This window comes from Paraburkholderia diazotrophica, from assembly GCF_038900755.1.
Lineage (GTDB): Bacteria > Pseudomonadota > Gammaproteobacteria > Burkholderiales > Burkholderiaceae > Paraburkholderia > Paraburkholderia diazotrophica_A.
Genome location: NZ_JBBPEN010000002.1, coordinates 378,734 through 403,721, shown reverse-complemented (window position 1 = coordinate 403,721; position 24,988 = coordinate 378,734). Strand labels below are relative to the sequence as shown.

General features: G+C 63.8%; 23 protein-coding genes. 15 read left to right on the top strand and 8 right to left on the bottom strand.

Annotated elements, in window-relative coordinates; genetic code table 11:
• The first annotated feature begins 126 nt into the window (after window positions 1-126).
• On the top strand, window positions 127-1,317 hold the full coding sequence (locus tag AABE10_RS07120) for a citrate/2-methylcitrate synthase (protein ID WP_342933084.1): 1,191 nt from the start codon (window positions 127-129) through the stop codon (window positions 1,315-1,317).
• Between the two features lie 40 nt (window positions 1,318-1,357).
• Here AABE10_RS07120 and AABE10_RS07115 read toward each other — a convergent pair whose 3' ends face one another.
• Window positions 1,358-1,675 carry a DUF2917 domain-containing protein gene (locus AABE10_RS07115; RefSeq protein ID WP_342932581.1) on the bottom strand — a complete coding sequence of 106 codons (318 nt, stop codon included), beginning with the start codon at window positions 1,673-1,675 and terminating at the stop codon, window positions 1,358-1,360.
• Between the two features lie 197 nt (window positions 1,676-1,872).
• Here AABE10_RS07115 and AABE10_RS07110 point away from each other — a divergent pair, with 197 nt between their 5' ends.
• From AABE10_RS07110 to AABE10_RS07100, 3 genes are all read left to right on the top strand, one after another.
• Window positions 1,873-3,285: a PLP-dependent aminotransferase family protein gene (locus AABE10_RS07110; protein WP_342932580.1), complete on the top strand. Its 1,413-nt coding sequence runs from the start codon at window positions 1,873-1,875 to the stop codon at window positions 3,283-3,285.
• Between the two features lie 151 nt (window positions 3,286-3,436).
• A complete protein-coding gene (mdtD, locus tag AABE10_RS07105; protein ID WP_342932579.1) occupies window positions 3,437-4,903 on the top strand; it encodes a multidrug transporter subunit MdtD in 1,467 nt (488 codons plus the stop codon).
• A 362-nt stretch (window positions 4,904-5,265) separates the two neighbouring features.
• A complete protein-coding gene (locus tag AABE10_RS07100; protein WP_342932578.1) occupies window positions 5,266-6,537 on the top strand; it encodes an EAL domain-containing protein in 1,272 nt (423 codons plus the stop codon).
• On the opposite strand, the gene AABE10_RS07095 is transcribed toward AABE10_RS07100, so the two are convergent.
• A complete protein-coding gene (locus tag AABE10_RS07095; RefSeq protein WP_342932577.1) occupies window positions 6,493-7,452 on the bottom strand; it encodes a sigma-70 family RNA polymerase sigma factor in 960 nt (319 codons plus the stop codon). The two genes, AABE10_RS07100 and AABE10_RS07095, sit on opposite strands and share 45 nt — an antisense overlap.
• Before the next feature lie 180 nt (window positions 7,453-7,632).
• Here AABE10_RS07095 and clpP point away from each other — a divergent pair, with 180 nt between their 5' ends.
• On the top strand, window positions 7,633-8,286 hold the full coding sequence (gene clpP, locus AABE10_RS07090; RefSeq protein WP_342932576.1) for an ATP-dependent Clp endopeptidase proteolytic subunit ClpP: 654 nt from the start codon (window positions 7,633-7,635) through the stop codon (window positions 8,284-8,286).
• 19 nt (window positions 8,287-8,305) lie between these two features.
• Here clpP and AABE10_RS07085 read toward each other — a convergent pair whose 3' ends face one another.
• Entirely contained in the window at window positions 8,306-8,917 is a 612-nt protein-coding gene (locus AABE10_RS07085; RefSeq protein WP_342932575.1) for a TetR/AcrR family transcriptional regulator, read from the bottom strand.
• A gap of 48 nt (window positions 8,918-8,965) precedes the next feature.
• On the opposite strand from AABE10_RS07085, the gene AABE10_RS07080 reads away from it, so the two are divergent.
• Together AABE10_RS07080 and AABE10_RS07075 are read left to right on the top strand one after the other, a co-directional pair.
• Complete coding sequence (locus AABE10_RS07080; protein WP_342932574.1) at window positions 8,966-9,565, top strand: isochorismatase family protein; 600 nt, start codon at window positions 8,966-8,968, stop codon at window positions 9,563-9,565.
• A 91-nt stretch (window positions 9,566-9,656) separates the two neighbouring features.
• On the top strand, window positions 9,657-10,982 hold the full coding sequence (locus tag AABE10_RS07075) for an NYN domain-containing protein (RefSeq protein ID WP_342932573.1): 1,326 nt from the start codon (window positions 9,657-9,659) through the stop codon (window positions 10,980-10,982).
• 146 nt (window positions 10,983-11,128) lie between these two features.
• On the opposite strand, the gene AABE10_RS07070 is transcribed toward AABE10_RS07075, so the two are convergent.
• Together AABE10_RS07070 and xseA are read right to left on the bottom strand one after the other, a co-directional pair.
• On the bottom strand, window positions 11,129-11,707 hold the full coding sequence (locus AABE10_RS07070) for a superoxide dismutase (protein WP_090865657.1): 579 nt from the start codon (window positions 11,705-11,707) through the stop codon (window positions 11,129-11,131).
• 206 nt (window positions 11,708-11,913) lie between these two features.
• Complete coding sequence (gene xseA, locus AABE10_RS07065) at window positions 11,914-13,293, bottom strand: exodeoxyribonuclease VII large subunit (protein ID WP_342932572.1); 1,380 nt, start codon at window positions 13,291-13,293, stop codon at window positions 11,914-11,916.
• Between the two features lie 633 nt (window positions 13,294-13,926).
• On the opposite strand from xseA, the gene lpxK reads away from it, so the two are divergent.
• The 5 genes from lpxK to AABE10_RS07040 all read left to right on the top strand — a co-directional run bounded on the left by lpxK (window position 13,927) and on the right by AABE10_RS07040 (window position 18,136).
• On the top strand, window positions 13,927-14,943 hold the full coding sequence (gene lpxK, locus AABE10_RS07060; RefSeq protein ID WP_342932571.1) for a tetraacyldisaccharide 4'-kinase: 1,017 nt from the start codon (window positions 13,927-13,929) through the stop codon (window positions 14,941-14,943).
• Complete coding sequence (locus tag AABE10_RS07055; RefSeq protein ID WP_007180583.1) at window positions 14,924-15,127, top strand: Trm112 family protein; 204 nt, start codon at window positions 14,924-14,926, stop codon at window positions 15,125-15,127. The genes lpxK and AABE10_RS07055 overlap by 20 nt, the downstream gene beginning before the upstream one ends.
• Window positions 15,128-15,379: 252 nt before the next feature.
• Window positions 15,380-16,201: a 3-deoxy-manno-octulosonate cytidylyltransferase gene (kdsB, locus tag AABE10_RS07050; RefSeq protein ID WP_342932570.1), complete on the top strand. Its 822-nt coding sequence runs from the start codon at window positions 15,380-15,382 to the stop codon at window positions 16,199-16,201.
• Between the two features lie 255 nt (window positions 16,202-16,456).
• Complete coding sequence (gene adk, locus AABE10_RS07045; RefSeq protein WP_342932569.1) at window positions 16,457-17,122, top strand: adenylate kinase; 666 nt, start codon at window positions 16,457-16,459, stop codon at window positions 17,120-17,122.
• A gap of 255 nt (window positions 17,123-17,377) precedes the next feature.
• On the top strand, window positions 17,378-18,136 hold the full coding sequence (locus AABE10_RS07040; RefSeq protein ID WP_342932568.1) for a 3-hydroxyacyl-CoA dehydrogenase: 759 nt from the start codon (window positions 17,378-17,380) through the stop codon (window positions 18,134-18,136).
• Between the two features lie 101 nt (window positions 18,137-18,237).
• Here the strand turns inward: AABE10_RS07040 and AABE10_RS07035 are convergent, their stop codons facing one another.
• Both AABE10_RS07035 and murJ read right to left on the bottom strand, forming a co-directional pair.
• Entirely contained in the window at window positions 18,238-19,080 is an 843-nt protein-coding gene (locus AABE10_RS07035) for a SirB1 family protein (RefSeq protein ID WP_342933083.1), read from the bottom strand.
• A 5-nt stretch (window positions 19,081-19,085) separates the two neighbouring features.
• Complete coding sequence (gene murJ, locus AABE10_RS07030; RefSeq protein WP_342932567.1) at window positions 19,086-20,636, bottom strand: murein biosynthesis integral membrane protein MurJ; 1,551 nt, start codon at window positions 20,634-20,636, stop codon at window positions 19,086-19,088.
• 470 nt (window positions 20,637-21,106) lie between these two features.
• Here murJ and rpsT point away from each other — a divergent pair, with 470 nt between their 5' ends.
• Complete coding sequence (gene rpsT, locus AABE10_RS07025) at window positions 21,107-21,385, top strand: 30S ribosomal protein S20 (protein WP_090865643.1); 279 nt, start codon at window positions 21,107-21,109, stop codon at window positions 21,383-21,385.
• Window positions 21,386-21,617: 232 nt separating this feature from the next.
• On the opposite strand, the gene AABE10_RS07020 is transcribed toward rpsT, so the two are convergent.
• Window positions 21,618-21,953, bottom strand: coding sequence for a DUF3579 domain-containing protein (locus AABE10_RS07020; RefSeq protein ID WP_342932566.1), 336 nt, complete (start codon window positions 21,951-21,953; stop codon window positions 21,618-21,620).
• 464 nt (window positions 21,954-22,417) lie between these two features.
• On the opposite strand from AABE10_RS07020, the gene argF reads away from it, so the two are divergent.
• Complete coding sequence (gene argF, locus AABE10_RS07015) at window positions 22,418-23,347, top strand: ornithine carbamoyltransferase (RefSeq protein WP_342932565.1); 930 nt, start codon at window positions 22,418-22,420, stop codon at window positions 23,345-23,347.
• A 318-nt stretch (window positions 23,348-23,665) separates the two neighbouring features.
• Window positions 23,666-24,892, top strand: coding sequence for an argininosuccinate synthase (locus tag AABE10_RS07010; RefSeq protein ID WP_342932564.1), 1,227 nt, complete (start codon window positions 23,666-23,668; stop codon window positions 24,890-24,892).
• Window positions 24,893-24,988 lie beyond the last annotated feature (96 nt).

Below are 24,988 nucleotides of genomic sequence, written 5' to 3'. Positions count from 1 at the left end.
CGATCAATCTTGATTCATATAATCAACATATATCGTTTTCTTTGGCTTTGCCTCTTCGATATGACACAAATGAGGACGCAGGTGGGCTCAGGGCCCCGCTACCTGTCCGCCGATGAAGCCGCCGCGATGCTCGGCATCAGCGTCACGACGCTTTACGCGTACGTCAGCCGGGGCATGTTGCGCTCGACGCCCGATGCGGACAGCAAGCGGCGTCTCTATGATGCCGACGAAGTGCGGCGTCTCGCGCGCCGCAAGGAAGACGGCAAGCGCGCGGGCAAGGTCGCGCAAAAAGTGTTGGACTGGGGCGTGCCCGTGCTCGAATCGTCGATCACGCTGATCGCGGACGGCAAGCTGCTATACCGTGGCCGCGACGCAATCGAACTGGCGCGCACGGCCACGCTCGAGGAAGTCGCCGCGCTGCTGTGGGAATGCAGCGCGCGGCGCATCGCCGATGCGCCCGCCGCGCCGCTCGCCGCCGCGCAATGGTCCGCGTGGCTGAAGCTGTGGAGCGACAGCGCGCCGCTCGACCGCGCGCTGGTGCTGCTGCCCGCGGCCGCCGCGCAGATGCCGCGCGTCTGGGCGCTCGGCCGCGACGCGCAGCTCGACAATGCCTGTGCGCTGATCCGGCTGCTGGCGAGCGCGATGATTTCCGCCGCGCCATCGAACGAACCGCTGCACAGGCAGCTCGCGAGCGCGTGGGGCGTGCACAACCGAGCGCAAACCAACCTGTTGCGCGCGGCGCTCGTCGCCTGCGCGGATCACGAGCTGAATGCGTCGACGTTCACGGTGCGCTGCATCACGTCGACGGGCACGCATCTGTTCGGTGCCGTCGCGGGCGGACTTGCGGCACTGTCGGGGCCTCGGCATGGCGGAGAAACGGCGCGCATCGCGGCGTTGTTCGACGAAGCCGCGCGCGCCGCCGATCTCGACCGCTATCTCGCCACGCGGCTCGCGCATCCGGAGCATGGCGCGGCAGGTCCGGCGCTGTCGGGCTTCGGCCATCCGCTGTATCCGGACGGCGATCCGCGCGCGCGACTGCTGCTCGATCTGCTTGGTCAATGCGCGCCGGCGCGCTCGTCGCTGGCCGACGTGCAAAGGCTTGCGCGCGCCGTGCGCGACACGACGGGCGCCGAGCCGACCGTCGATTACGCGCTCGCGGCCATCGAGCGAGCGCTGGGCCTGCCCGCCGGCGCGGCCTTCACGCTGTTCGCAGTGGGCCGCGTGACGGGCTGGATCGCGCACGCGATCGAGCAGATCAGCGATGGCCGGCTGATCCGTCCGCGCGCAAGATACATCGGCGCGTATGAAGCGCAATGACGGCGCTCCGTAACGCGAATCGCAAGCCTGAAGCCGCGCGTCAGGCCGCGAGCAGCCAGCGCGGCATCCACGTCCAGCGCATCGGGCGCCGCTGAACGCGCAGCGTCTCGCCCATCTCGCGCCCGCCGCCCGCAACCGTCAGCGACAGCCGCGCGCCTTCGCGTCCCGCGCTCATCCACGCGACTGCGCCGCGCTTCAGTTCGAACGATTCGCCGGGCACGAGCCAATAGTCCTCGGCATCGCCTTCGACGGTCAGCCACAGTTCGCCCGCCAGCACGTTCACTGCGAGCGGCTGCGCGATGCGCCAGGCGCTCGCCGGCTCGTTGTGTTCGAGTTCGAAAGTACGGATTTCACGCATCGCAGTGCTCCTTGAAAAGCTTTTTCGCTTGCATCCATTATTGGCGTGCGATGATGGCTGTCACATGCACAGTACTGAACAGTTTCCGAAGAACTGTACAGTCAGAAAACCTGACAGTTGCCGGCGCTTCCACCGTGACAGACACACCGTGACAGACGCATCGTCACCGACGAAGGAAGCGCGAAGGAAGACACGCCATGAAGCTCGACATCGAACTGAACCGCGACAACGGCGTGCCGCTCACCGAGCAGATCGTGAGCGGCGTGCAGGAATGGATACGCTCGCGCACCGCGCATCCGGGCGCGCGGCTGCCGTCGATCCGCCAGTTCGCCGCCGATAACGACATCAGCCGCTTTCCCGTGATCGAGGCGTATGACCGGCTCGTGTCGCTCGGCTATCTGGATTCGCGTCCCGGCTCGGGCTTTTACGTGGCGGAGCGGCATCGCGCGTCGATGGCATGTCAGGGCGCATCCGATCCGCGCCGCGCCGAGGAAGAATCGGTGCACATCCTCCAGCAGTTCAATCATCCCGGCGAATCGCTGAAGCTCGGCAGCGGCTTCATCCCCGAGACGTGGCGCGACATGGACAGCCTCGCGCAGGCGATCCGCTACGTGTCGCGCACCGACGGCGCAAGCATGATCGACTACGCGACGCCGCTCGGCAACGCGGCGCTGCGCGAGCATCTGCAGGGGCGCGTCGCGCAGCTCGGCATCGAAGCGGACGCGTCGCAGATCCTCATCACGATCGGCGCGAGCCAGGCGATGGATCTGCTGATGCGCTACATGCTCAAGCCCGGCGACACGATCTTCGTCGAAGACCCCGGCTACTACAATTTCAACGGCCTGCTGAAGCTGCATGGCGTGAAGCTCGTCGGCATTCCGCGCACGCGCACCGGGCCCGATCTCGATGTGATGCACGCGCAGTTGCAGCAGCATCGGCCGAAGCTCTTCTTCATCAACTCGGTGTTTCACAACCCGACAGGCACGACGGTCGCGCCGCCCGTCGCGTTCCGTCTGCTGCAACTGGCGCGCGAGCATGGCTTCAAGATCATCGAAGACGACATCTACGCGGACTTCCAGGCGGAGCCGACCGATCGGCTCGCGACGCTCGATCAGCTCGAACACGTGATCTACATCGGCGGCCTGTCGAAGACGCTGTCGTCGTCGCTGCGCATCGGCTATGTGATCGCGGACCATGCAACGATCAAGGATCTCGCCGACATCAAGATGCTGACGAGTATCGGCGGGTCGCGTTTCGCGGAAGCCGTGACCGTCGCGCTGCTCGAACGCGGGATGTATCGCAAGCATCTGGAAAGATTGCGCCGGCGCATGCGCGATGCGCTCGGCGCGACGGTACAGACGCTCGAGATGAGTGGCTGGCAGGTGTTCGAAAATCCGCTGGGCGGCAAGTTCGTGTGGGCGCGCGTGCCGCATATTGACGATGCGCAGCGGCTGGTGGAATGCGGCGCGCCGCTCGGCGTGACCGTCGCGCCCGGCAGCTACTTCCGCCCGAACGCCGAAACGAGCCCGTGGATACGCATCAACGCCGCGTTCGCAAACGATCCGCGCGCGCGCACATTCTTCGACGCGGCGGCGCAACTGGCGCCATGACGAACGGCGAGGCGCGCGGCTTGCTTCCTTTGCTCGCGTGCCGTTTGCTCACGGTCTGCGCGGGTTTTGCTCGTGCGGCCCCGTCATACGGGCACAGCGCTTTTTCCTTAGAATGTGGGCTCCCCCCGCCCAGCCGTCCTGCCTAGCGTTCATGTCCGAATCGACCGAAACGAGATCAGCCGCCGACCATCACACCGCTCAAACCGCGCCCACTGCCCGCTCGCTGTCGGTGATGTTGTGGATCGTCGCGACGGGCTTCTTCATGCAGACGCTCGATTCGACGATCGTCAACACCGCATTGCCCGCAATGGCGACGAGTCTCGGCGAGCTGTCGTTGCGCATGCAATCGGTCGTGATCGGGTATTCGCTGACGATGGCCGTGATGATTCCCGTGTCCGGCTGGCTCGCCGACAAGCTCGGCACGCGCCGCGTGTTCATGAGCGCGATCCTGATCTTCACCGTCGGCTCGCTGCTGTGCGCGAACGCGCATACGCTCACGCAACTGGTGATCTATCGCGTTTTGCAGGGCGTGGGCGGCGCGATGCTGCTGCCCGTCGGACGCCTCGCCGTGCTGCGCGTGTTTCCCGCCGAACGCTATCTGCCCGCGCTGTCGTTCGTCGCGATTCCGGGACTGATCGGCCCGCTGATCGGACCGACGCTCGGCGGCTGGCTCGTCAAGATCGCGTCGTGGCACTGGATCTTTCTGATCAATGTGCCCGTCGGCGTCGCGGGCGTGATCGCGACGTTCGTCTTCATGCCCGACAGCCGCAATCCCGACACCGCGCCGTTCGACATCAAAGGCTATGTGCTGCTGATCGTCGGCATGGTGTCGATCTCGATGGCGCTCGACGGACGCACCGAGTTTTCCATTCAGCATGCAACGGTTCTGATGCTGCTGATTCTTTCGCTCGGCTGTTTCGTCGCCTACGGATTGCATGCGGTGCGCGCAGCGAACCCGATCTTCTCGCTCGATCTCTTCAAGATCCACACATTCAGCGTCGGCCTGCTCGGCAATCTGTTCGCGCGGATCGGCAGCGGCGCGATGCCGTATCTGATTCCGCTGCTGTTGCAGGTAAGCCTCGGCTACAGCGCATTCGAAGCGGGCCTGATGATGCTGCCCGTCGCCGCCGCCGGCATGTCGTCGAAGCGCCTCGTCACGAACCTCATCATGAAGTACGGCTACCGGCGCGTGCTCGTGTCGAACACCGTGCTCGTCGGTCTCGCGATGGCGAGCTTCTCGCTCACGAGCTTGCATCAGCCGCTGTGGCTGCGCCTCGTGCAGCTCGCGTTCTTCGGCGGCGTCAACTCGATGCAGTTCACCGCGATGAACACGCTGACGCTGAAAGACCTCGGCACGGGCGGCGCGAGCAGCGGCAACAGTCTCTTCTCGCTCGTGCAGATGCTCGCGATGAGTCTCGGAGTCACCGTCGCCGGCGCGCTGCTCACGACGTTCACGGGCATCATCCCGCGCGTGACGGCCGCGAACTCGCTGCCCGCGTTTCACGCGACGTTCCTGTGCGTCGGCCTGATCACGGCCGCGACGTCGTGGATCTTCGCGCAGTTGTCGGCCGATATCCGGCAGCCCGCGAAACGTGCCGATCCGCAGGAACGCACATGATGGCGGCCCTGCCACGAACGCAACGCGCATGATTCGCGGCACCCATCGGAACCTTTACGGGGCGTATGCCGCACCATCGATGTGCGCGTCACGCGCCGTGCGCATGACAGTAGCCGCATTCCCGGCGCACAATCCGGGCACAACCCGAAGCACTCGAAACAATACGCGAAGCAAGAGCCGAAGCACGACCCCGCGCACGATACCAAGGAAGCGGCGACGCACGACCGCGACCGATGCGATTCACCCGTAGAAAGGCCGCGGCATTTCGTTCTGCGCATGTTTCTTGCTGACCTATCCTGTAAACTCGAACTGTCCGCGCAGTGCGCGCGGCTTGCCTCGCTTCTCTACCGATGACCGACACGATGAGCATGATCGAACTCGATCCTCCCGGCTTCCAGACGCGCCCCGTGGCGGGCGACGAAGGCTCGCGCCGCACCGTCCGGTATGGCGGCTACACGGTTTTCAGCGTGTTTCAGCCTGTTTTTTCGGTTTCGCATCGACGCGCAATCGGCTATCACGCGTCGTTGCGCGCACACGATGAAAACGGCAAGCAGGTGCCGTCGGCGGAAGTCTTCACGCAGGCAGCACGCCGCGGCGATCTGCTCGAACTGGGGCGTCTCGCGGAGTCGCTGCATCTGGGCAACTTCAACGCGTTCGACAGCCACGACGAATGGCTCTTCCTGAGCCTGCATCCCGCCGCGCTGATGGACACGAGCTATGGGGACGCGCTGCTCGCGGGCCTGAAGGCGCTCGGCCTGCCGCCGCAGCGCGTGGTGCTCGAAGTCTCCGAGCATTCGGGCGGCGAGACGACCCGCTTCACCGAAATCATCGACGCGTTGCGCAAGTCCGGTTTTCTGATCGCGCTCGACGGCTTCGGCGCGAAGCATTCGAACATCGACCGCGTGTGGAATCTCCGGCCCGATATCGTCACGCTCGACCGCTGCATCCTCGCGCAGGCAACCGAGCATTCGCATATCGAGCGCGTGCTGCCCGGCATCGTGTCGATGCTGCACGAGTCGGGGCAACTGGTGCTGATGGGCGGCCTCTCCACCGAGCGCGATGCGCTGATCGCGCTCGAATGCAATGTCGATTTCGTGCAGGGCACATTCTTCGCGGGGCCGAGCGTCGAGCCCGTCGCGCGCCAGGCGACGGTGAAGCTCATGGACGAACTGTCGGCGGCGCTGCGTCAGCGCGTGGCCGAGCGCGAGCGCGCGCAAGCCGAGCGGCTCGCGCCGTTCGTCACCGCACTCGAGGCGGCGAGCACGCAGCTCGTCGAAGGCGAACCGATGGCCGACGCGACAGCGCCGCTGCTCGCGTTGCGCGAGACTGCGCGCTGCTTCCTGCTGGACGGCTCGGGGCGCCAGATCGGCGACAACGTGTTGCCTCAGGGCCGCGCGTCTCAGCGCGCGAAGCGGTTCCGGCCGCTTTTGCATTCGGAAGGCGCGAGCTGGGAACGCCGTCCGTATTTCATCGAAGCCGTGCGCGCGCCGGGGCAGGTGCACCTGACGCCGCCATATCTGTCGATCAACGAGGCGCACCTGTGCGTGACCGCATCGATCGCGGCGGAGACCGCGCGGGGCATGCAGGTGCTATGCGTGGATATCAACTGGGAGGTCGCCGCGCATCGTGACTGATGCCGCCTCGTTGCTGATCTGTTGCAGAAGCAGCAAGATCGCCGCGCGTCCGAATACGCGCACAAAGGGCGCGAGCCGCAGCGCGCCCGTCACGATGCGCAATGCGACGATGCGCTCGTCGTCGCCGATCGAAATATCGAGCAGCGTATCGATCTCGCCGTCGCGCATCAGCGCCACCGCGCTCATGCCGTTCATCGACACCGTTTCCACCTGATCGCCGTTGCCGCGCATCATCAACGTGGCCGCCACGCGTTCCGCCGATGCGACGGCATCGACCCGTTCGGGGGCATCGCTGACCACGTCCGGCACCTCGCAGAAGAGCCGCACCAGCGCCACGCGGTCCTGCGCTTCCATCGCCGCCCGCAAGCGCTCGACGATGCGCGCATGCGCGGCGGGATCGGCGTGCTTCACCGGCACGCCCTCGCGCCGTAAGCGCGTCTTCGCGCGATGCACGATCTGCCGGCAATGCGCGGGCGTCTTCGCGAGAATCTTCGCGATCTCCGCGTAGTCGCAATCGAATGCCTCATGCAGCACGAACGCGGCGCGCTCCTCGGGCTTCAGACGTTCGAGCAGCAGCATGACGCCGTACGACATCTGCACGGCCTGCAACGCAAGATCTTCCGCCGACGGCGCAAGTCCATCGAGCCACGGGTCCGGCAGCCAGCCGCCCGAATGCGTCGCGCGCTCCGTCTGCAGATGACGCAGGCGGTCGATCGCGAGGCGCGTCGTGACCGTCGTGAGCCAGGCAGCGGACGAGCGCACCTCGCTGGCGTCGGCCGCGTGCCACTTGAGCCAGGCGTCCTGCACGATGTCTTCCGCTTCCGCGCGGCTGCCGAGCATCCGGTACGCGAGCGCGAAGAGCTTCGCGCGTACCGCTTCGAACTGCGCCGGCTTGTCTTGTGCTGACTGGTCCATGCATGCCACTCCTCTTGCGTTCCCATCAGTTCTCATCGGCTAGACGGACCAGCGGCCTGCGATGTGACACGCGGACGCAAAAATTCTTCTGTCACGCGTTCCCGCGCTTTCGCGTCTTGCGATGGGAGCCGCGCACGGGCGCGGCCCTTTCGCACACACGAGCCCATCAGCGAGGAACGCATGCACCGTCATTTCATTTCACCGACGTACTCCGGATTCAATCTCGTGCCGACCGTCATCGAGCAATCGAACCGCGGCGAGCGCGCCTACGACATCTTTTCCCGCCTGTTGCGCGAGCGGATCGTGTTTCTGGTCGGCCCCGTCAACGAACAGTCGGCGAGCCTGATCGTCGCGCAGTTGCTGTTCCTCGAATCGGAGAACCCTGATAAGGATATTTCTTTTTACATCAACTCGCCGGGCGGCTCGGTCTACGACGGCCTCGCGATCTTCGACACGATGCAGTTCATCAAGCCCGATGTCTCGACGCTGTGCACCGGCTTCGCGGCCAGCATGGGCACGTTCCTGCTCGCGGCGGGCGCGCCGGGCAAGCGCTTTGCGTTGCCCAACGCGCGCATCATGATTCATCAGCCTTCGGGCGGCGGCCAGGGCACCGCGTCGGACATCGAAATCCAGGCGAAGGAAGTGCTGTACCTGCGCGAGCGCCTGAACGCCGTGCTCGCGCAGCGCACGGGCCAGAGCGTCGCGCAGATCGAGAAGGACACCGACCGTGACAATTTCATGTCGGCGGAGGCGGCGAAGACGTATGGTCTGATCGACGATGTGCTCGCGACGCGTGAAGCGAGCATGATCGACGCCGCGCATCGCGCGATCTGATTCGCCGATGTAACGGGCTTTAGCGCAGCCGCGCGGCCAGGTACGATGAAACGACCGTCTGGTATTCGTCGACGAGCGGCTTGCGTTCTTTCGGCTTCGCGGCCGCGTACAGCGGGCTCAGGCTCTTCACGACCTGCAGCGTGACTTCGGCGATGCGAAACGCGTCGTCGTCCGACAACGCCGGACTGTAGCGTTGAAACAGTTCGGCGAACTTGCCGCGCAAGCGGTTGCGCGCGGCGGCATCGCGCCGGAAATTCAGCGACACCGACAGCAGCGGCAGATACGCGGGCCGCGCCGCCATGAAATCGACCATCAGCGCGAACAGCCGCTCGACGAGTTCTTCGACGCTCCACCCCTGCGCCGACTCGCTGAGCGCGCTCCATTGCGCATCCATTTCGTTGCCATAACGCGTGCGCAGCGCAAGAACGAGCGCATGCTTGTTCGGAAAGTACTGATAGACCGCGCCGATCGACGTGCCCGCGCGCCCGGCGATGGCTGTCATCGTCGCGGCTTCGAAACCGCGTTCCGCGATCACTTCGCCCGCCGCATCGAGCAGCGCATCGACGCGCTTCGCCGCGCGCGCTTGCCGCGGCACGCGCCGCACTTTCGGATTATCTGAGGCCAGACTCATATTTCTGTCGTATCATGATATGAGCACATCCTCACATATAGGTGACATATGGCGCAAGCGCTTTCCATCGACCCACGCAGTACGGCGATCGTGCTGATCGATCTGCAGCACAGCAACGTCGGACGGCAGCTGGAGCCTCATTCGGCCGCCGACGTGGTCGCGCGTTCGCTGCGCGCCGCCGATGCGCTGCGCGCGGCAGGCGGCACGGTCGTGTTCGTGCGCGTCGATATCCCGCAACTGCTGTCGCTGCGCGCCGACGCGCCGCTGCGTCCGCGCGACGCGCCCGCCCCGCCGCCGCAAGCGTCGGAACTCGTGCCCGAATGCAACGTGCAATCCGGCGACGTGATCGTGACGAAGCGCCAATGGGGCGCGTTCTACGGAACCGATCTGGAACAGCAATTGCGTCGCCGTGGCATTCGCACGATTGTGCTGACGGGCATCGCGACGAACTTCGGCGTCGAATCGACGGCCCGCGCCGCCTTCGATCGCGGCTACGAACTGGTCTTCATCGAAGACGCGATGACGAGCTTCTCCCGCGACGTGCATCGCTTTCCCGTCGAGCATATCTTTCCGCGCATGGGCTTCGTGCGCTCGACAGAGGAATTCGTCGGCGCGGTCGCAGAAACGGGCTCGTTTGGCGGCGCCTGAGCGCATCGCGCGCAGGCCGGTCGTCGTGCAAGCACTCGATCGATGCCGCGTTGTATGAGACGATCGTGCCTGCACTTCATTGGAGAGATACATGGCGTCATCCCAGGATACCGTCAGCATGGCGCTGTTCTGCGATTTCGAAAACGTCGCGCTCGGCGTGCGCGACGCGAAATACGAGAAATTCGACATCAAGCTGGTTCTCGAACGGCTGCTGCTGAAGGGCAGCATCGTCGTGAAGAAGGCGTATTGCGACTGGGACCGCTACAAGGGCTTCAAGGCCGCGATGCACGAAGCGAACTTCGAGCTGATCGAAATTCCGCATGTGCGGCAGTCGGGCAAGAACTCGGCGGACATCCGGCTCGTCGTCGATGCGCTCGATCTCTGCTATACGAAGTCGCACGTCAACACGTTCGTCATCATCAGCGGCGACTCTGATTTTTCGCCGCTCGTGTCGAAGCTGCGCGAGAACGCGAAGCAGGTGATCGGCGTCGGCGTGCAGCGCTCGACGTCGGATCTGCTCACGGCCAATTGCGACGAGTTCATCTTTTACGACGATCTGGTGCGCGAGAGCCAGCGCGCCACCGCGAAGCGCGAGAGCGCGAAGGCCGCGCAACAGGCCGCACAGCAGGCGATGAAGCGCGCATCCGATGGCGAGAAGCGCAAGGAAGATCTGGAAGCGCGCAAGACGAAGGCGATCGAGTTTGCCGTGCAGACGTTCGATGCGCTCGCATCGGAGCGCGGCGACAGCGGCAAGATGTGGGCGTCGGTGCTGAAGGACGCAATCAAGCGCCGCAAGCCCGGCTTCAACGAGACGTACTACGGTTTCCGCGCATTCGGCAATCTGCTCGAAGAAGCGCAATCGCGCGGGCTTCTGGAAGTGGGACGCGACGAGAAGTCGGGCACGTTCGTGTATCGCAGCGCGAGCGCCGTCGTGGGCACGAGCGACATCGCGAGTTCGCGCGACACGGGTGACGAATGGACCGCGATGCCCACAGCCGCTGCAATGGCTGAAACGGATGATGCGGTTGAAAAGCGCGAAGAGGATAGCCTGACCGGAGAAGACGTCGGAGCAGTCGAGCAGACATCTGTGACGCAGCACGAGCACGCGGACAGCGAAAGGAACGGCGCACGCCGCAAGGGCCGCGGCACGCGCAAGCCTGCGGCAAAGAAGGCGAAGAAAGCGAGCAAGGAGACGACTGAGCGAACGGATGCTGCCGATACCGATGCAACCGGTTCACCTCTTCCTGCCGATGCGCCGCCCGTTACCGAACACGTCGCCGTGACCGAGCCGCAGGTCATGACACCCGACGCGGGACCTCAAGCAGCCAAAGCTTCCGCCACCAGGAAGACGCCGCGTAAATCGACGACGCGAAGCCGCCGCCCGCGCAAATCCGAGCCGACCGGCGAGGCCGGTTGAGCGGTATCGTTGGCATCCCTGATCGATCGGGATGACTAACGATAACGCCATCACACATTCGGTGCATCGGAAAACAAAAAAGCCCTCGAAACAAGGGCTTTTTCTGTGCGAATCCTGAGCTTCAGGCTAAGCAAAAGAAGCCGGAATTACGCAAAGTTCTTTTCAGCGAAATCCCAGTTCACGATGTTCCAGTACGCTTCGACGAACTTCGGACGAGCATTGCGATAGTCGATGTAGTACGCGTGTTCCCACACGTCGATCGTGAGCAGCGGCTTTGCGTCCGTGGTCAGCGGCGTGGCGGCGTTGCTGGTCGACACCAGGTCGAGCGAACCGTCAGCCTTCTTGACGAGCCATGCCCAGCCCGAGCCGAACGTGCCGACTGCCGTCTTCGTGAATTCTTCCTTGAACTTGTCGAAGGAGCCCCACTTCGCGTTGATTGCGTCCGCCAGCTTGCCCTTCGGCGCGCCACCGCCTTGCGGCGACAGGCTGTTCCAGAAGAACGTGTGGTTCCACACTTGCGCGGAGTTGTTGAAGACACCGCCCGACGACTTCTTGACGATCTCTTCCAGCGACAGCTTCTCGAACTCGGTACCCTTGATCAGATTGTTCAGGTTCGTCACATAGGTCTGGTGATGCTTGCCATAGTGAAATTCAAGCGTCTCTTCCGACATGTGCGGAGCGAGCGCGTTCTTTGCGAAAGGCAGCGGCGGGAGCGTATGTTCCATGGTGCTATTCCTTTGTATCTGTTTATGGGGAGTCTGCGGATAACGCTGTGGAGCACTCGATTGTAGGCGACTTGGAATAACCCCGCAAACACAAGCCCTTTATGGTCTTCATTGCGAAAACGCGCCGCGCGTGCAGCGTAATTAATGCTCGCGCAACGCGTTTTCACACGTCATATAAAGGTCAAAAGTACTGTGCCCAACGCACGTCAAAAGCCATCCGTAAGACGCGGCTGCACATCCGAAAGCGCGATGTCCGCAGAGCCTTCCGCGAGATGAAGCGTCATGCGACGGCCGGGCTTCAACGCCGATGGCGCACGCACCGCGCGCCCGCTTTGCGCATCGAGCAGCGCCGCGTAACCGCGCTCGAGCGTGCGTTGCGGACTCAATACTTCGAGCCGCGCAACAAGTGTTTCCACTCGGGCAACGTGTCTTTCATGCTGACGCAACAATGCACGCTCCATCCGTTCGTCAAGTCCATTCACGGTTGCACGATGCTGCGAGAGATCGGGACGCCAGCGCTGCCAGCGCATCTGTACCAGCGCGAAACGCGCGCGCGCATCGCGCACGGGCCGCGCGCCCGCCGACGCGAGACGCGCGCATAGCTGCTGGAGATGCGTGCGTTGCCGCGCGAGCCTTTCAGCGGGCGACACAAGACGCCTCGCGAGCCAGTCGAGCTGTTGCGCGCGGCGCTCCATCATGCGTCCGAAGCCGCGCGCAAGCGATGCATGCCGATGATCGAGATCGCGCAGCAGCAGCACGCGCTGCGGGCTAACCAGTTCGGCGGCGCCCGTGGGTGTGGGCGCGCGAACGTCGGCGGCGAAGTCGGCGATCGTGAAGTCGGTTTCGTGACCGACGCCGCTCACGACGGGCACCTCGCTCGCAGCAATCGCACGCGCGAGCACTTCTTCGTTGAAAGCCCACAGATCTTCGATCGAGCCGCCGCCTCGGCAGACGATCAGCACATCCACTTCGCGCCGACGGCTCGCCGTCTCGACCATCGCGGCCAGCTTCGCGCCCACGCCCGCGCCCTGCACGGGCGCCGGATAGATCACCACGGGAATATGCGGCGCGCGACGCGCGAGCGTCGTCAGCACGTCGCGCAACGCGGCCGCCTGCAACGACGTGACGATGCCGATCGAGCGCGGATGCGCGGGCAATGCGCGCTTGCGTTGCGCGTCGAACAGACCTTCGGCTTCGAGTTGCGCCTTCAGACGCAGAAACGCTTCGTACAGCCGGCCCTGGCCCGTACGGCGCACGGCTTCGACATTCAGCTGAAGCTCGCCGCGCGGCTCATACATCGTGACGAGCGCGCGCACTTCGATCTTGTCGCCTTCGCGCGGCGTGAATTCGGCGTACTGCGCGCGGCCGCGAAACATCACGCAGCGCATCTGCGCCTGCGCGTCCTTGATCGAGAAGTACCAGTGTCCGCTGGCGGCGCGCGTGAAGTTCGACACTTCGCCGGATACCCAGACGAGGGGAAACGTGCGTTCGAGCATCGTCCCGATTGCACGGTTGAGCACCGATACGGGAACGACGGCATCGCCGCCCGCTGCGGCGGCAGACGAGAATGGACTTTCGGAATTCATGCGAGGAATGGTGTGAACAGGCCGGACAGACGATAGACCGATCGGCCAGTCAGGTCCAGCACCTCGTCAGTGCCTTTAGCCGGATTGTTAAAAGTGTCCACATGTCGGGAGCACCTTGATCTGGCGGCACGAAAGTCCTCAAGAGCCCACTTGATACCATCCAACTTTATGATTTTTAAACATTTTTTTGTCGCCGAGGATTCCCGTTCGCCGATCCGAGGCTTGCACCACGGCCTTTCCGACAATTTGCACGGCACGTTCTCCACAAAGTTATCCACAGGTTATGGAATGAGCATGAGCGGTGCCTGGGCTCCGCACGAAGGCCGCCCCGACTTGCGGCCGACGCCGCTCGCGCGCTAGAGTGCCGGGTTCGGGCGCGATCTGGTCGCCGTGATGCGCGCCCTGTCGGCAGGGTTCGTCTCGTGCTTGTCGGGCGCTTGTGCCGTTCCGTGGCTGACCCGCTGTTGCCACATTGCCGTTGCCACATTGCCGTTGCCGCTTTTGTCGTCTGCGTTTCGTGGTTCCCTTCGCCCCAGTCTTTCAACCGTCGGTGCAGCCGACCGCCCGGAGATGTCCGTTGATGTCCGCTCTATCCGCCCTGTCTGACGCGCCGCGCCGGCCGGCTTGCTTCCGATGAGCGAACTCGCGTCCCGCATCGAAGCGCGTATCGCGCGCGAGTGGCAGCAGCGCGGCCCGCTCGCGTGGGCGATGACGCCGTTCGCGTGCGTCTTCGGCGCGATCGCGCTCGCGCGCCGCGCCGCGTACTCGTTCGGCTGGCTGAAGTCGGTGCGCGTTCGCGTGCCCGTCGTCGTCGTGGGCAACGTGACGGTCGGCGGCACGGGCAAGACGCCGACGGTGATCGCGCTCGTGCAGGCATTGCGCAGCGCGGGCTTCACGCCGGGCGTCGTGTCGCGCGGCTACGGCGCGAAGATCACGCTGCCGACGCTCGTCACGCCGACTTCGAATGCGGCGCAAGCGGGCGACGAACCGCTGCTGATCGCGCGCCGCACGGGCGCGCCCGTGTTCGTGTGCCCCGACCGCGTGGCAGCCGCCGAGGCGCTGTGTCTCGCGCATCGCGACGTCGACGTGATCGTCAGCGACGACGGGCTGCAGCACTACCGGCTCGAGCGCGACGCGGAGATCGTCGTGTTCGATCACCGGCTAGGGGGCAACGGCTTCCTGCTGCCCGCCGGCCCGTTGCGCGAGCCGCTGTCGCGCAAGCGTGACGCGACGCTGATCAACAATCCGTACGACAGCGGGCTGCCGCCGTGGCTGAACACGTTTTCGCTGGAGCTTGCGCCCGGCGACGCCTGGCATCTCGACAATCCGCGCCTGCGCCGCCCGCTCGCGCAGTTCGCGGGCGAGCGCGTGCTGGCGGCGGCGGGCATCGGCGCGCCGGAACGCTTCTTTGCAACGTTGCGCGCGGCGGGCCTCGCGCCGCAGACGCGGGCGCTGCCCGATCATTACGCGTTCAGCGCGAATCCGTTCGTCGACGTGGACGCCGACGCCATCCTGATCACTGAAAAGGATGCGGTAAAATTGGCGTCCTGCCATGACGCGCGGCTGTGGGTCGTTCCCGTCGAAGCCACGCTCGATCATCGCCTCATTGCACTTGTTGTGGAGAAAGTCCGTGGACGCTCGCCTGCTTGAAATCCTCGTCTGCCCGATCTGCAAGGGCCCGCTCAGCTACGACCGCGCCGCGCAGGAGCTGATCTGCAACGCAGACAAGCTCGCCTATCCGATCCGCGACGGCATTCCCGTGATGCTCGTCGACGAAGCGCGTCAGACGGTCGAAGGCACGCCCGTCGATCTGAATCCCGGCTCGGTTGCGTGATTCGCCTGCCGATTGCGCGCAGATGATGACGCGCGACGAGTCGCTGTAACGGGCACTTCGTTGTCCGCTGACCGCAAGCGAAAACACCGAGCCCAAACGCGCCCAAACGCGCCGCCGATCATGGCGGCGCTTTTTTCTCGACACTTCGGGCCTGATGGTGGTCGTTTCGCGCGAACTCGTTTAAGCCGGCCGTTTTACGCTGAACCGCTTTCGAGCCTCCTTTAAGTCGAGCCTAAGACGGCCGCTCCACCGATGACCGATACCGATACCGCTACCGTTACCCAGCACACTCCGCCCTTCATCGCCGTGGTTCCGGCCCGGCTGGCGTCCACGCGTCTGCCGAACAAGCCGCTCGCCGATATCGGCGGCAAGCCGATGGTTGTGCGTGTCGCGGAGCGCGCGCTCGAATCGGGCGCGCGGCGCGTGCTCGTCGCCACCGATGCGCAATCGGTATTCGACGTCGCGCGCGCGCACGGCATCGACGCGATGATGACGCGCGCCGATCATCCGTCGGGCACAGACCGTCTCGCCGAAGTCGCGTTTCACTATGGCTGGAGCGACGACACGATCGTCGTCAACGTGCAGGGCGACGAGCCGCTGATCGATCCCGCGCTGGTGCGTGGCGTGGCGTCGCATCTCGCGGCCACGGACGGCTGCGCGATCGCAACGGCCGCGCATCCGATCCATGAGCCCGCGGATGTGTTCAATCCGAACGTGGTCAAGGTGGTGCTGGACGCGCGCGGCGTCGCGCTGTATTTTTCGCGTGCCCCGATTCCGTGGGCCCGCGACGCATACCGGCCGCACTGGCCGAACGTCGCGCAGATGCCGGCGCCGCCCGCACCCGCCGCCGTCTATCGGCATATCGGGTTGTACGCGTATCGCGCGAAGTTTCTCCGTACTTACCCGAGCTTGTCGATTTCGCCGATCGAGCAGGCCGAAGCCCTCGAACAGTTGCGCGCGATGTGGCACGGGGAGCGGATCGCCGTCCTCGTCACGCAGGACGCGCCGCTGCCGGGCGTCGATACACCGGAAGATCTTGCCCGCGTACAGGCGTTTTTTGGGTCGTCTGTGTAAAAAGCCATGGCATAATCGGTCGTTCATGCGATTCACTCCGATATCGGTGCGCATCAATCGATATCGCCATTCGCCCGTAGTCTTAAGCCGCTTGTTCTGTCGTCTGTTTTGCAGCGCCGTTTATGACGTGCAGCGCGAAACTCGCAGCGAAAACCTGCCCGACGAAACAGCGTGCCACGAAGAATCAAGAGCGCAGGCTGCCGCAAACAGCGCGCAGCGCGCCGCACAGAATTGACATAGATCTGGAGATATCAAATGCGTTTGATCCTGTTGGGCGCTCCTGGCGCGGGCAAGGGCACCCAGGCGAACTTCATCAAGGAGAAGTTCGGCATTCCGCAAATCTCGACGGGCGACATGCTGCGCGCTGCGGTCAAAGCGGGCACGCCGCTCGGCATCGAAGCGAAGCGCTACATGGACGCGGGCGAGCTCGTCACCGACGAACTCATCATCAACCTCGTCAAGGAACGTCTGCAACAGCCGGACTGCGCGAACGGCTATCTGTTCGATGGCTTCCCGCGCACGATTCCGCAGGCGGAAGCGATGAAGCAGGCGGGCGTGCCCATCGACTACGTGCTTGAAATCGATGTCCCGTTCGACGAGATCATCACGCGCATGAGCGGCCGCCGCACGCATCCGGCGTCGGGCCGCACGTATCACGTGAAGTTCAATCCGCCGAAAGTCGAAGGCATCGACGACGTGACGGGCGAGCCGCTGATCCAGCGCGACGACGACAAGGAAGAGACGGTGAAGAAGCGCCTCGACGTGTATGTCGCGCAGACGAAGCCGCTGATCGACTACTACAACAACTGGGCGCAGAAAGGCGACGCATCCACTTCGCTGAAGGCGCCGCAATACCGCCGCATCTCTGGCCAGGGCTCCGTCGATGAAATTCGCGTTCGCGTGTTCGACGCGCTGAAGTAAGCAGCACGCTTCGCCGCAAGGCCACACAAAGTTCGAAGAACCCGCCTCTCACGGCGGGTTTTTTTGTTTGGCGCCGCGCTTTGCCTCCCGACGTCGCTGTTCATTCGGAGCACTGAGCGGGCCGCCCGAAATATCGACGCACGCGTGACAGCCGCTGCCGTATCGCGCGGTTTGACGCGTCGGGTCGAGCCGTTAAAATCGTTCAGCGATAACTATTCGAATCACGCGATCAACGCATCCAATCAAGGAGAAGACATGGACATCAAGGGCAACGTGTTTCTGATCACGGGCGGCGCATCGGGGCTCGGCGCTGCGACGGCACGCATGATCGCGGAAAACGGCGGCAAGGTCGTGCTCGCGGACCTGAATCACGAAGCGGGCGAGACGCTCGCGCAGGATCTGGGCGGCGTGTTCGTCAAGTGCGACGTGAGCCGCGAAGACGATGCCGTGCTGGCCGTCGAAGCGGCGACGAAGCTCGGCACGCTGCGCGGCCTCGTCAACTGCGCGGGTGTCGCGCCCGCGATGAAAACGGTCGGCAAGGACGGCCCGCATCCGCTGCACTCGTTCGCGCGCACGATCTCGATCAACCTCGTCGGCACGTTCAACATGATTCGCCTCGCGGCCGCCGAAATGTCGAAGCACGAGCCGAATGCGCTCGGCGAGCGCGGTGTGATCGTCAATACGGCGTCCGTGGCCGCGTTCGACGGACAGATCGGCCAGGCCGCGTATGCAGCGTCGAAGGCAGGCGTCGCGGGCATGACGCTGCCCGTCGCGCGCGATCTGTCGCGCAATGCGATCCGCGTGATGACGATCGCGCCCGGCATCTTCGAAACGCCGATGCTGCTCGGCATGCCGCAGGAAGTGCAGGACGCGCTCGGCGCGATGGTGCCGTTCCCGCCGCGCCTTGGCAAGCCGAACGAGTACGCGATGCTCGTCAGGCAGATCTTCGACAACCCGATGTTGAACGGCGAAGTGATCCGCCTCGACGGTGCGATCCGCATGCAGCCGAAGTGAGCGCAATGCGCGCCATCCACGAACGGCCGCTGCAATGAAAAACGCCTGCGCATTGTTCTGCGCAGGCGTTTTCATTTGCGACGCAGCGGCGCGTCAGTCCATCAATCGCGATCGTTGTGCTGCGTGCGCTGCCGCAATTCGCTCAGCTGCGATTCGACGACGGTTGCGTCTTCGGCATCCGGCCTGTCGTCGAGATAACGTTCGAGGTCTTCGAGCGCGGGCCGCAGGTAATCCAGCCGCGCATACGCGAAGCCGCGATCGCGCACTTCCTCGATGTTCTCCGGCAACAGAATCACAAGACGCTGCTGCACGGCGAGCAGCCGCTGCCAGCGTTCCGTCTGCAGATACGTCGCCTTCAGGTTGCGCAGCATGCGCGCGACGATCTCGCGGCGCGTCGCCGGCTGCAGCAGCATGCGCAGCGCGCGGCTCACCGATTCGCCCGCCTTCGCGACATAAGGCTCGAGCATCTCGACCATCTCGTGCTCCGTCAGCGGATGGCCCGTGGTCGGGTCGATCATCGCGTCGCCTTCGGGCAGCGTGACGCGCAGCAGGAAGTGCCCGGGAAACGACACGCCGCGCACGGGAATATCGACTTGCGACGCCATCTCCAGATACAGCACCGCGAGCGAGATCGGAATGCCGCGCCGGCGCTTGAGCACCATGTTCAGGTGGCTGTTGTCGGGATCGTAGTAATCGTTGACGTTCGCCGCGAAGCCGAGCTCGCGGAAGAAATAGCGATTGAGAATGCCGACGCGCTGCTGGATGTCGGCGTCGTCGGGAATGCGGCGTTTGACGCGCAGCGCGAGTTCGTCGATTTCCGCGAGCACCGCTTGCATGTCCAGGTCGGGATAGGCGTCCTGCGCGAGCGACAGCGCCGCTTCCGTGAGCGGAAACCCATCGTCTTCGGCGACGAGAGCGCTGAAATAATCGAGAACCCGCGTCATCGTGATCACTTCACTCGCCTTTTGAAATACGCGTATTTGAAGCCCATCAGCCACAGCATACCGAAATATAGCGCGGCGAACAGCACGAGGCACGCCGCCAGCAGCGCCATGCGCCGCAATGGCTGTGCGTGCATGCCGATCCAGTCGAAGTTGATCGCGAACCAATGCATGACGCCCGCCAGCACGAGGCACGCGCCGATCATCTGCACGAAGAACACCGTCCAGCCCGACGACGGCATATAGATGCCGCGCCGCCGCAAGCCGATGAAAAGGCACAGCGCGTTGACGCAAGCGCCAAGCCCGACCGACAGCGTCAGCCCGGCATGCGCGAAGATCGGCACGAACACGTAGTTGCTCAGTTGCGTGATGACCAGCACGAAGACGCCGATCTTCACGGGCGTCTTGATGTCCTGCTTCGCGTAGAAGCCGGGCGCGAGGATCTTGATCAGAATGAGGCCGATCAGGCCGACGCCGTATGCTGCCAGCGCGCGTCCCACCATCACGACTGCGTTGCCGTCGAACTTGCCGTAGTGGAAGAGCGTCGCCGTGAGCGGCTCGGCGAAGAAGAACAGCGCGATCGCGCTCGGCGCGGCGAGCAGAAACGTCACGCGCAAGCCCCAGTCGAGCAGCGCCGAGTACTCGTGCGCGTCGGCATCGACGTGCGCCTTCGACAGGCTCGGCAGCAGGATCGTGCCGAGCGCGACGCCGAGCAGCGCCGTTGGGAATTCCATCAGGCGGTCCGCGTAGTTGATCCACGACACTGCGCCAGGCCCGATGTGCGACGCGATGTTCGTATTGATAATGAGGCTGATCTGCGCAACCGACACCGCGAACATCGCCGGCACCATCTTCGCGAGCACGCGCTTCACGCCGCGATGCGCGATCGCCTTCAACGGATCGAGCCCGATGCGCGGGATCATGTCGATCTTCTTCAGGCCCGGCAACTGCACGACGAACTGCGCGACGCCGCCCGCGATCACCGCCCACGCGAGCGCGAAAACGGGCACCTTCATGTGCGGCGCGACGAATACAGCCGCGACGATGAACGCGACGTTGAGCAGCACGGGCGCGAACGCGGGCAGCGAGAAGTTCTTGTACGTGTTCAGCACGCCCGACGCCAGCGACGTCAGCGAAATGAACACGATGTAAGGGAACATGATCCGCGTCATCGACACGGCCAGCGTGAACGCCTGGCCGTCGCTGCGCAGGCCGGATGCCACCACGAACACGACCCACGTCGCGCCCGCCACGCCCAGCAGGGAGAGAATCGCCAGCGCCCATGCGAGCACCGTCGAGGTCGCATCGACGAGCGCCTTCGTCGCGTCGTGGCCCTTCTGGTTTTTGAACTCGGCGAGGATCGGCACGAAGGCTTGCGAGAACGCACCCTCGGCGGAAATCCGGCGCAGCAGATTCGGGATTCGGAAAGCGACGTAGAACGCGTCGGTGTACTGGCTCGCGCCGAATGCGCGGGCGATCAGGGTCTCGCGGGCCAGTCCGGTCACGCGCGAAAGCAGCGTGAAGCCGCTGACCGTCAGCAGGGCTCGGAATAGATTCATGGGGCGCTTATTATACGGGTGCGTCCAGGGCGGTCAGCATGTCAGGGCAAGATTCCAGGTAATCGGGACCGAATCGGACCGTTTTGCGCGAAATACGTTCGGTGCGACCGCGAATTTGTGGGGAGGTTGGCGTCTTTCGAGTGGTTGTGCGGGCACATCGGGCCGTCCGCTCGGGACACCGGACAGCCTTCGACAGCACACCTGCCGCCGGCCCTCACCCGTGAGTCAGCAAAGCCAAGAGCGCACGCGATTGCCACGTGTCTGATTTTGTTGCTATAATCGCCCGTTTCGAAGCTCGCTCACCTTACTGCCCTACTCCATCGGAGTCGGAACGAGCGGGATTTCATGTAGTTATCAGTTGTTTGTCTATTTGCGCCCTTGGGCAATCGCTCTCAGGGGTTCGATCTAAAAGCAGCGTCTGCCGCCGTCAAAGGCAGGCACTGGAAACAGGAACAGGATAAGGAACCGTCATGGCTAACTCCGCACAAGCACGCAAGCGCGCCCGTCAAGCCGCCAAGGCAAACTCGCACAACTCGGCGCTGCGCTCGAAGTACCGCACGGCAATCAAGGCTGTCCGCAAGGCCATCGACGCCGGCGACGCAGCACAAGCCGCTGAAATCTTCAAGGCATCGGCAAAGACGCTGGACATCATTGCCGACAAGAAAATCGTTCACAAGAACAAGGCAGCTCGCCATAAGAGCCGCCTCGCTGCAGCCATCAAGGGCCTGCAAGCGCCCGCAGCGCAGTAAATTGTCGAATCCGGCAGCTCGCTCGCGCGAGCTGCTTCCTGTTTCCGCTGCGTCATCAAAGCCCGCCATCGCGGGCTTTTTTGTTTTTCGCGCGGCTGCGCATCGCGCCGCATATCTGCTTCGATCGATGATCGCGCGAATCCGATCCGATCGCGGACACAAAAAAACCCGCTGATGCGGGTTCCATTGTTCATCCACCTGGTGCCGACGCCGCGCGGACGCGGCGTTCGACTCAACGCGACGATGCTTTTTGCGCTTCGTGCTCCGGCGGAAGCTCGCATGCCTCGGTGACGAGCAGATCGTTGTCCTTGGCGAAATTCATCACGAAGTCGAAAGCCATCGGTTCGATGTCCCGCAGCCGCGAATCGAGAATCACGCACTTCAGGTCGCCGATCATCGTCGGGCGCACGTAATGGGAATACTGGAGCCGGGCATTCGGCCCTTTCGCGCCCGGACCGAAACACGACATCACGCCTGCCAGCCGCTCCGACCAGTCGCTCGGACGAAACTTGCGCCCAGACGACGTGATGCCTTGAATGAAATACTCGGTTGGGGGTGTATCGGCCATGTACGAAACCCTGTGTGACTGCCCGGCGAACTGCCAGTGACGAGCCGGCGAAAGATGACTGCCTGAAAACGCTGTTCGAACACGTCTCGCGACCACCCGAACCCACAGTGAATCCTGCATCAAGCCTTGGAGTCCGGCCGCCGCAGCGAACCAGCGAGGGCGCTTCGGGCAGCGATCAGATGGCGCACGATACGGCGCATACCGGATGTGCGAAAGCCGTGTCCTGCAAGCGTGAAGCCTGCCTGCCGGGCTTTGAGAAAACTGCGAGATTATAGCGCAGCCAGGGTTTTTCCGCACTGCACACAAGCCCTTTGGAACAGTCCTTTGCACGTTCCGGCATACCGCCGATGCCTTTTGGCCGACTCGTCAAAACATTCAAAATCCTTTATGCTGCATTGAGTTACCACAAACAACGGCGGCCCAGTCCGGCAATTTCGCCCGGGTGAATCCGCCGTATTTGTTTCATGACCTCCAAGACAATCCGCCACTACCTGCAGTTCAACGATTTCTCGCTGGAAGACTACGAGTACGTGCTCGAACGCGCCCGCATCCTGAAGCGCAAGTTCAAGAACTACGAGACGTATCATCCTCTGCACGACCGCACGCTCGCGATGATCTTCGAGAAGAACTCGACGCGCACGCGCCTGTCGTTCGAAGCGGGCATCTTCCAGCTGGGCGGTCACGCCGTCTTCATGAGCACGCGCGACACGCAGCTTGGCCGCGGCGAGCCGATCGAAGACGCAGCGCAGGTCATCTCGCGGATGGTCGATATCATCATGATCCGCACGTTTGGCCAGGACATCATCCAGCGCTTCGCGGAAAATTCGCGCGTGCCCGTCATCAACGGGCTGACGAACGAATATCACCCGTGTCAGGTGCTCGCCGACATCTTCACGTACTACGAGCATCGCGGCCCGATTCGCGGCAAGACGGTCGCCTGGGTCGGCGACGCGAACAACATGCTCTATACGTGGATCGAAGCGGCGCAGATCCTCGGTTTCAAGCTGCGCCTGTCCACGCCGCCGGGCTACAAGCTCGACCGTGGGCTGGTCTCGCCGGAAAGCGCGCCGTTCTACGAAGAATTCGACGATCCGAACGAAGCGTGCAAGGGCGCCGACCTCGTCACGACGGACGTGTGGACCAGCATGGGCTTCGAAGCCGAAAACGAAGCGCGCAAGAAGGCTTTCGCCGACTGGTGCGTCGATGCCGACATGATGTCGCGCGCGGCCAAGGACGCCCTCTTCATGCACTGCCTGCCCGCGCACCGCGGCGAGGAAGTGAGCGCGGAAGTGATCGATGGGCCGCAGAGCGTCGTGTGGGACGAAGCGGAAAACCGTCTGCACGTGCAGAAAGCGCTGATGGAATTCCTGCTGCTCGGCAAGCTGAATCATTAGGCATCCGGCCAAACGCAGCAAAGAGCCGCCGGATCGATCTGGCGGCAAGCAGTTCAAGACGACACGCAGTTCAAAAGCAAGACGCAGATAAAACGCCGTGCAGTAAACCCCGGCAACAGGCAGTCGGCAAGCAGAACGGGGCATCGACCGTGTCCCCGCGCCGACTCTCGAGCGGGGCGCACAGTCCCGCAACAACGCGTTGACTCACTCGCCGCCGCGCCCGAAATCGCGGGACATGTGGCGGTTTAGTGTCAAAATATGGTTTTTCCGCGCGCCGGACCGGCCGACGCGCTCAGTTCTCCCAGCTACGAGTTCACCATGAGCGATATCAACAAAGTCGTGCTCGCCTATTCGGGCGGTCTCGACACCTCCGTCATCCTGAAGTGGTTGCAGGACAACTACGACGCCGAAGTCGTCACGTTCACGGCCGATATCGGCCAGGGCGAAGAACTGGAACCGGCTCGCAAGAAAGCGCTGCAACTCGGCATCAAGCCGGAAAACGTCTATATCGAAGACCTGCGCGAAGAGTTCGTGCGCGATTTCGTGTTCCCGATGTTCCGCGCGAACACGATCTACGAAGGCGAGTATCTGCTGGGCACGTCGATCGCGCGTCCGCTGATCGCGAAGCGTCAGATCGAAATCGCGCGCGCAAGCGGCGCGCAGGCCGTGTCGCACGGTGCGACGGGCAAGGGCAACGACCAGGTGCGCTTCGAACTGGGCTACTACGCGCTCGAGCCGGGCATCAAGGTGATCGCCCCGTGGCGCGAATGGGATCTGCTGTCGCGCGAAAAGCTGCTCGCATACGCGGAAAAAGCGGGCATTCCCATCGAAATGAAACACAAGCAAGGCGGCGCGCCGTACTCGATGGACGCGAACCTGCTGCACATCTCCTTCGAAGGCCGTCACCTCGAGGACCCGAACGCGGAAGCCGAGCCGGAAATGTGGCGCTGGACGGTGTCGCCGGAAGAAGCGCCGGATCAGCCGGAATACCTCGACATCGAGTACGAGCACGGCGATCCCGTCGCGCTGAACGGCAAGCGCATGTCGCCCGCCGAAGTGCTGACCGAGCTGAACCGCCTCGGCGGCAAGCACGGCATCGGCCGTCTGGATCTCGTCGAGAACCGCTACGTCGGCATGAAGTCGCGCGGCTGCTATGAAACGCCGGGCGGCACGATCCTGCTGAAGGCGCACCGCGGCATCGAATCGATCACGCTGGACCGCGAAGTCGCGCACCTGAAGGACGACCTGATGGCCCGCTACGCGTCGCTGATCTACAACGGCTACTGGTGGAGCCCGGAACGCCGCGCGATTCAGGTTCTGATCGACCACACGCAAGAAAAGGTCAGCGGCTGGGTGCGCGTGAAGCTCTACAAGGGCAGCGTGTCGGTGGTCGCGCGGGACTCGAAGGAGACGCTGTTCGACAAGACCATCGCAACGTTCGACGACGATGGCGGCGCCTACAACCAGGCCGACGCCGGCGGCTTCATCAAGCTGAACGCGCTGCGCATGCGTATCGCTGAAAACGCGCGCCGCAAGCGTGGCTAAGCGATAAAACGCTGCTGCAAAAAAGGAAGCGCCGGGATCACGCCCGGCGCTTTTTCATTTCTGTTTCGCTCGAGTTCGCGTTCGGGCGAAGCCGTT

Coding starts and splice junctions, on each gene's coding strand:
- AABE10_RS07120 (WP_342933084.1), top strand. CDS start 127: ATGCTCGGCATCAGCGTCACGACGCTTTACGCGTACGTCAGCCGGGGC.
- AABE10_RS07115 (WP_342932581.1), bottom strand. CDS start 1,675: ATGCGTGAAATCCGTACTTTCGAACTCGAACACAACGAGCCGGCGAGC.
- AABE10_RS07110 (WP_342932580.1), top strand. CDS start 1,873: ATGAAGCTCGACATCGAACTGAACCGCGACAACGGCGTGCCGCTCACC.
- mdtD (WP_342932579.1), top strand. CDS start 3,437: ATGTCCGAATCGACCGAAACGAGATCAGCCGCCGACCATCACACCGCT.
- AABE10_RS07100 (WP_342932578.1), top strand. CDS start 5,266: ATGAGCATGATCGAACTCGATCCTCCCGGCTTCCAGACGCGCCCCGTG.
- AABE10_RS07095 (WP_342932577.1), bottom strand. CDS start 7,452: ATGGACCAGTCAGCACAAGACAAGCCGGCGCAGTTCGAAGCGGTACGC.
- clpP (WP_342932576.1), top strand. CDS start 7,633: ATGCACCGTCATTTCATTTCACCGACGTACTCCGGATTCAATCTCGTG.
- AABE10_RS07085 (WP_342932575.1), bottom strand. CDS start 8,917: ATGAGTCTGGCCTCAGATAATCCGAAAGTGCGGCGCGTGCCGCGGCAA.
- AABE10_RS07080 (WP_342932574.1), top strand. CDS start 8,966: ATGGCGCAAGCGCTTTCCATCGACCCACGCAGTACGGCGATCGTGCTG.
- AABE10_RS07075 (WP_342932573.1), top strand. CDS start 9,657: ATGGCGTCATCCCAGGATACCGTCAGCATGGCGCTGTTCTGCGATTTC.
- AABE10_RS07070 (WP_090865657.1), bottom strand. CDS start 11,707: ATGGAACATACGCTCCCGCCGCTGCCTTTCGCAAAGAACGCGCTCGCT.
- xseA (WP_342932572.1), bottom strand. CDS start 13,293: ATGAATTCCGAAAGTCCATTCTCGTCTGCCGCCGCAGCGGGCGGCGAT.
- lpxK (WP_342932571.1), top strand. CDS start 13,927: ATGAGCGAACTCGCGTCCCGCATCGAAGCGCGTATCGCGCGCGAGTGG.
- kdsB (WP_342932570.1), top strand. CDS start 15,380: ATGACCGATACCGATACCGCTACCGTTACCCAGCACACTCCGCCCTTC.
- adk (WP_342932569.1), top strand. CDS start 16,457: ATGCGTTTGATCCTGTTGGGCGCTCCTGGCGCGGGCAAGGGCACCCAG.
- AABE10_RS07040 (WP_342932568.1), top strand. CDS start 17,378: ATGGACATCAAGGGCAACGTGTTTCTGATCACGGGCGGCGCATCGGGG.
- AABE10_RS07035 (WP_342933083.1), bottom strand. CDS start 19,080: ATGACGCGGGTTCTCGATTATTTCAGCGCTCTCGTCGCCGAAGACGAT.
- murJ (WP_342932567.1), bottom strand. CDS start 20,636: ATGAATCTATTCCGAGCCCTGCTGACGGTCAGCGGCTTCACGCTGCTT.
- rpsT (WP_090865643.1), top strand. CDS start 21,107: ATGGCTAACTCCGCACAAGCACGCAAGCGCGCCCGTCAAGCCGCCAAG.
- AABE10_RS07020 (WP_342932566.1), bottom strand. CDS start 21,953: ATGGCCGATACACCCCCAACCGAGTATTTCATTCAAGGCATCACGTCG.
- argF (WP_342932565.1), top strand. CDS start 22,418: ATGACCTCCAAGACAATCCGCCACTACCTGCAGTTCAACGATTTCTCG.
- AABE10_RS07010 (WP_342932564.1), top strand. CDS start 23,666: ATGAGCGATATCAACAAAGTCGTGCTCGCCTATTCGGGCGGTCTCGAC.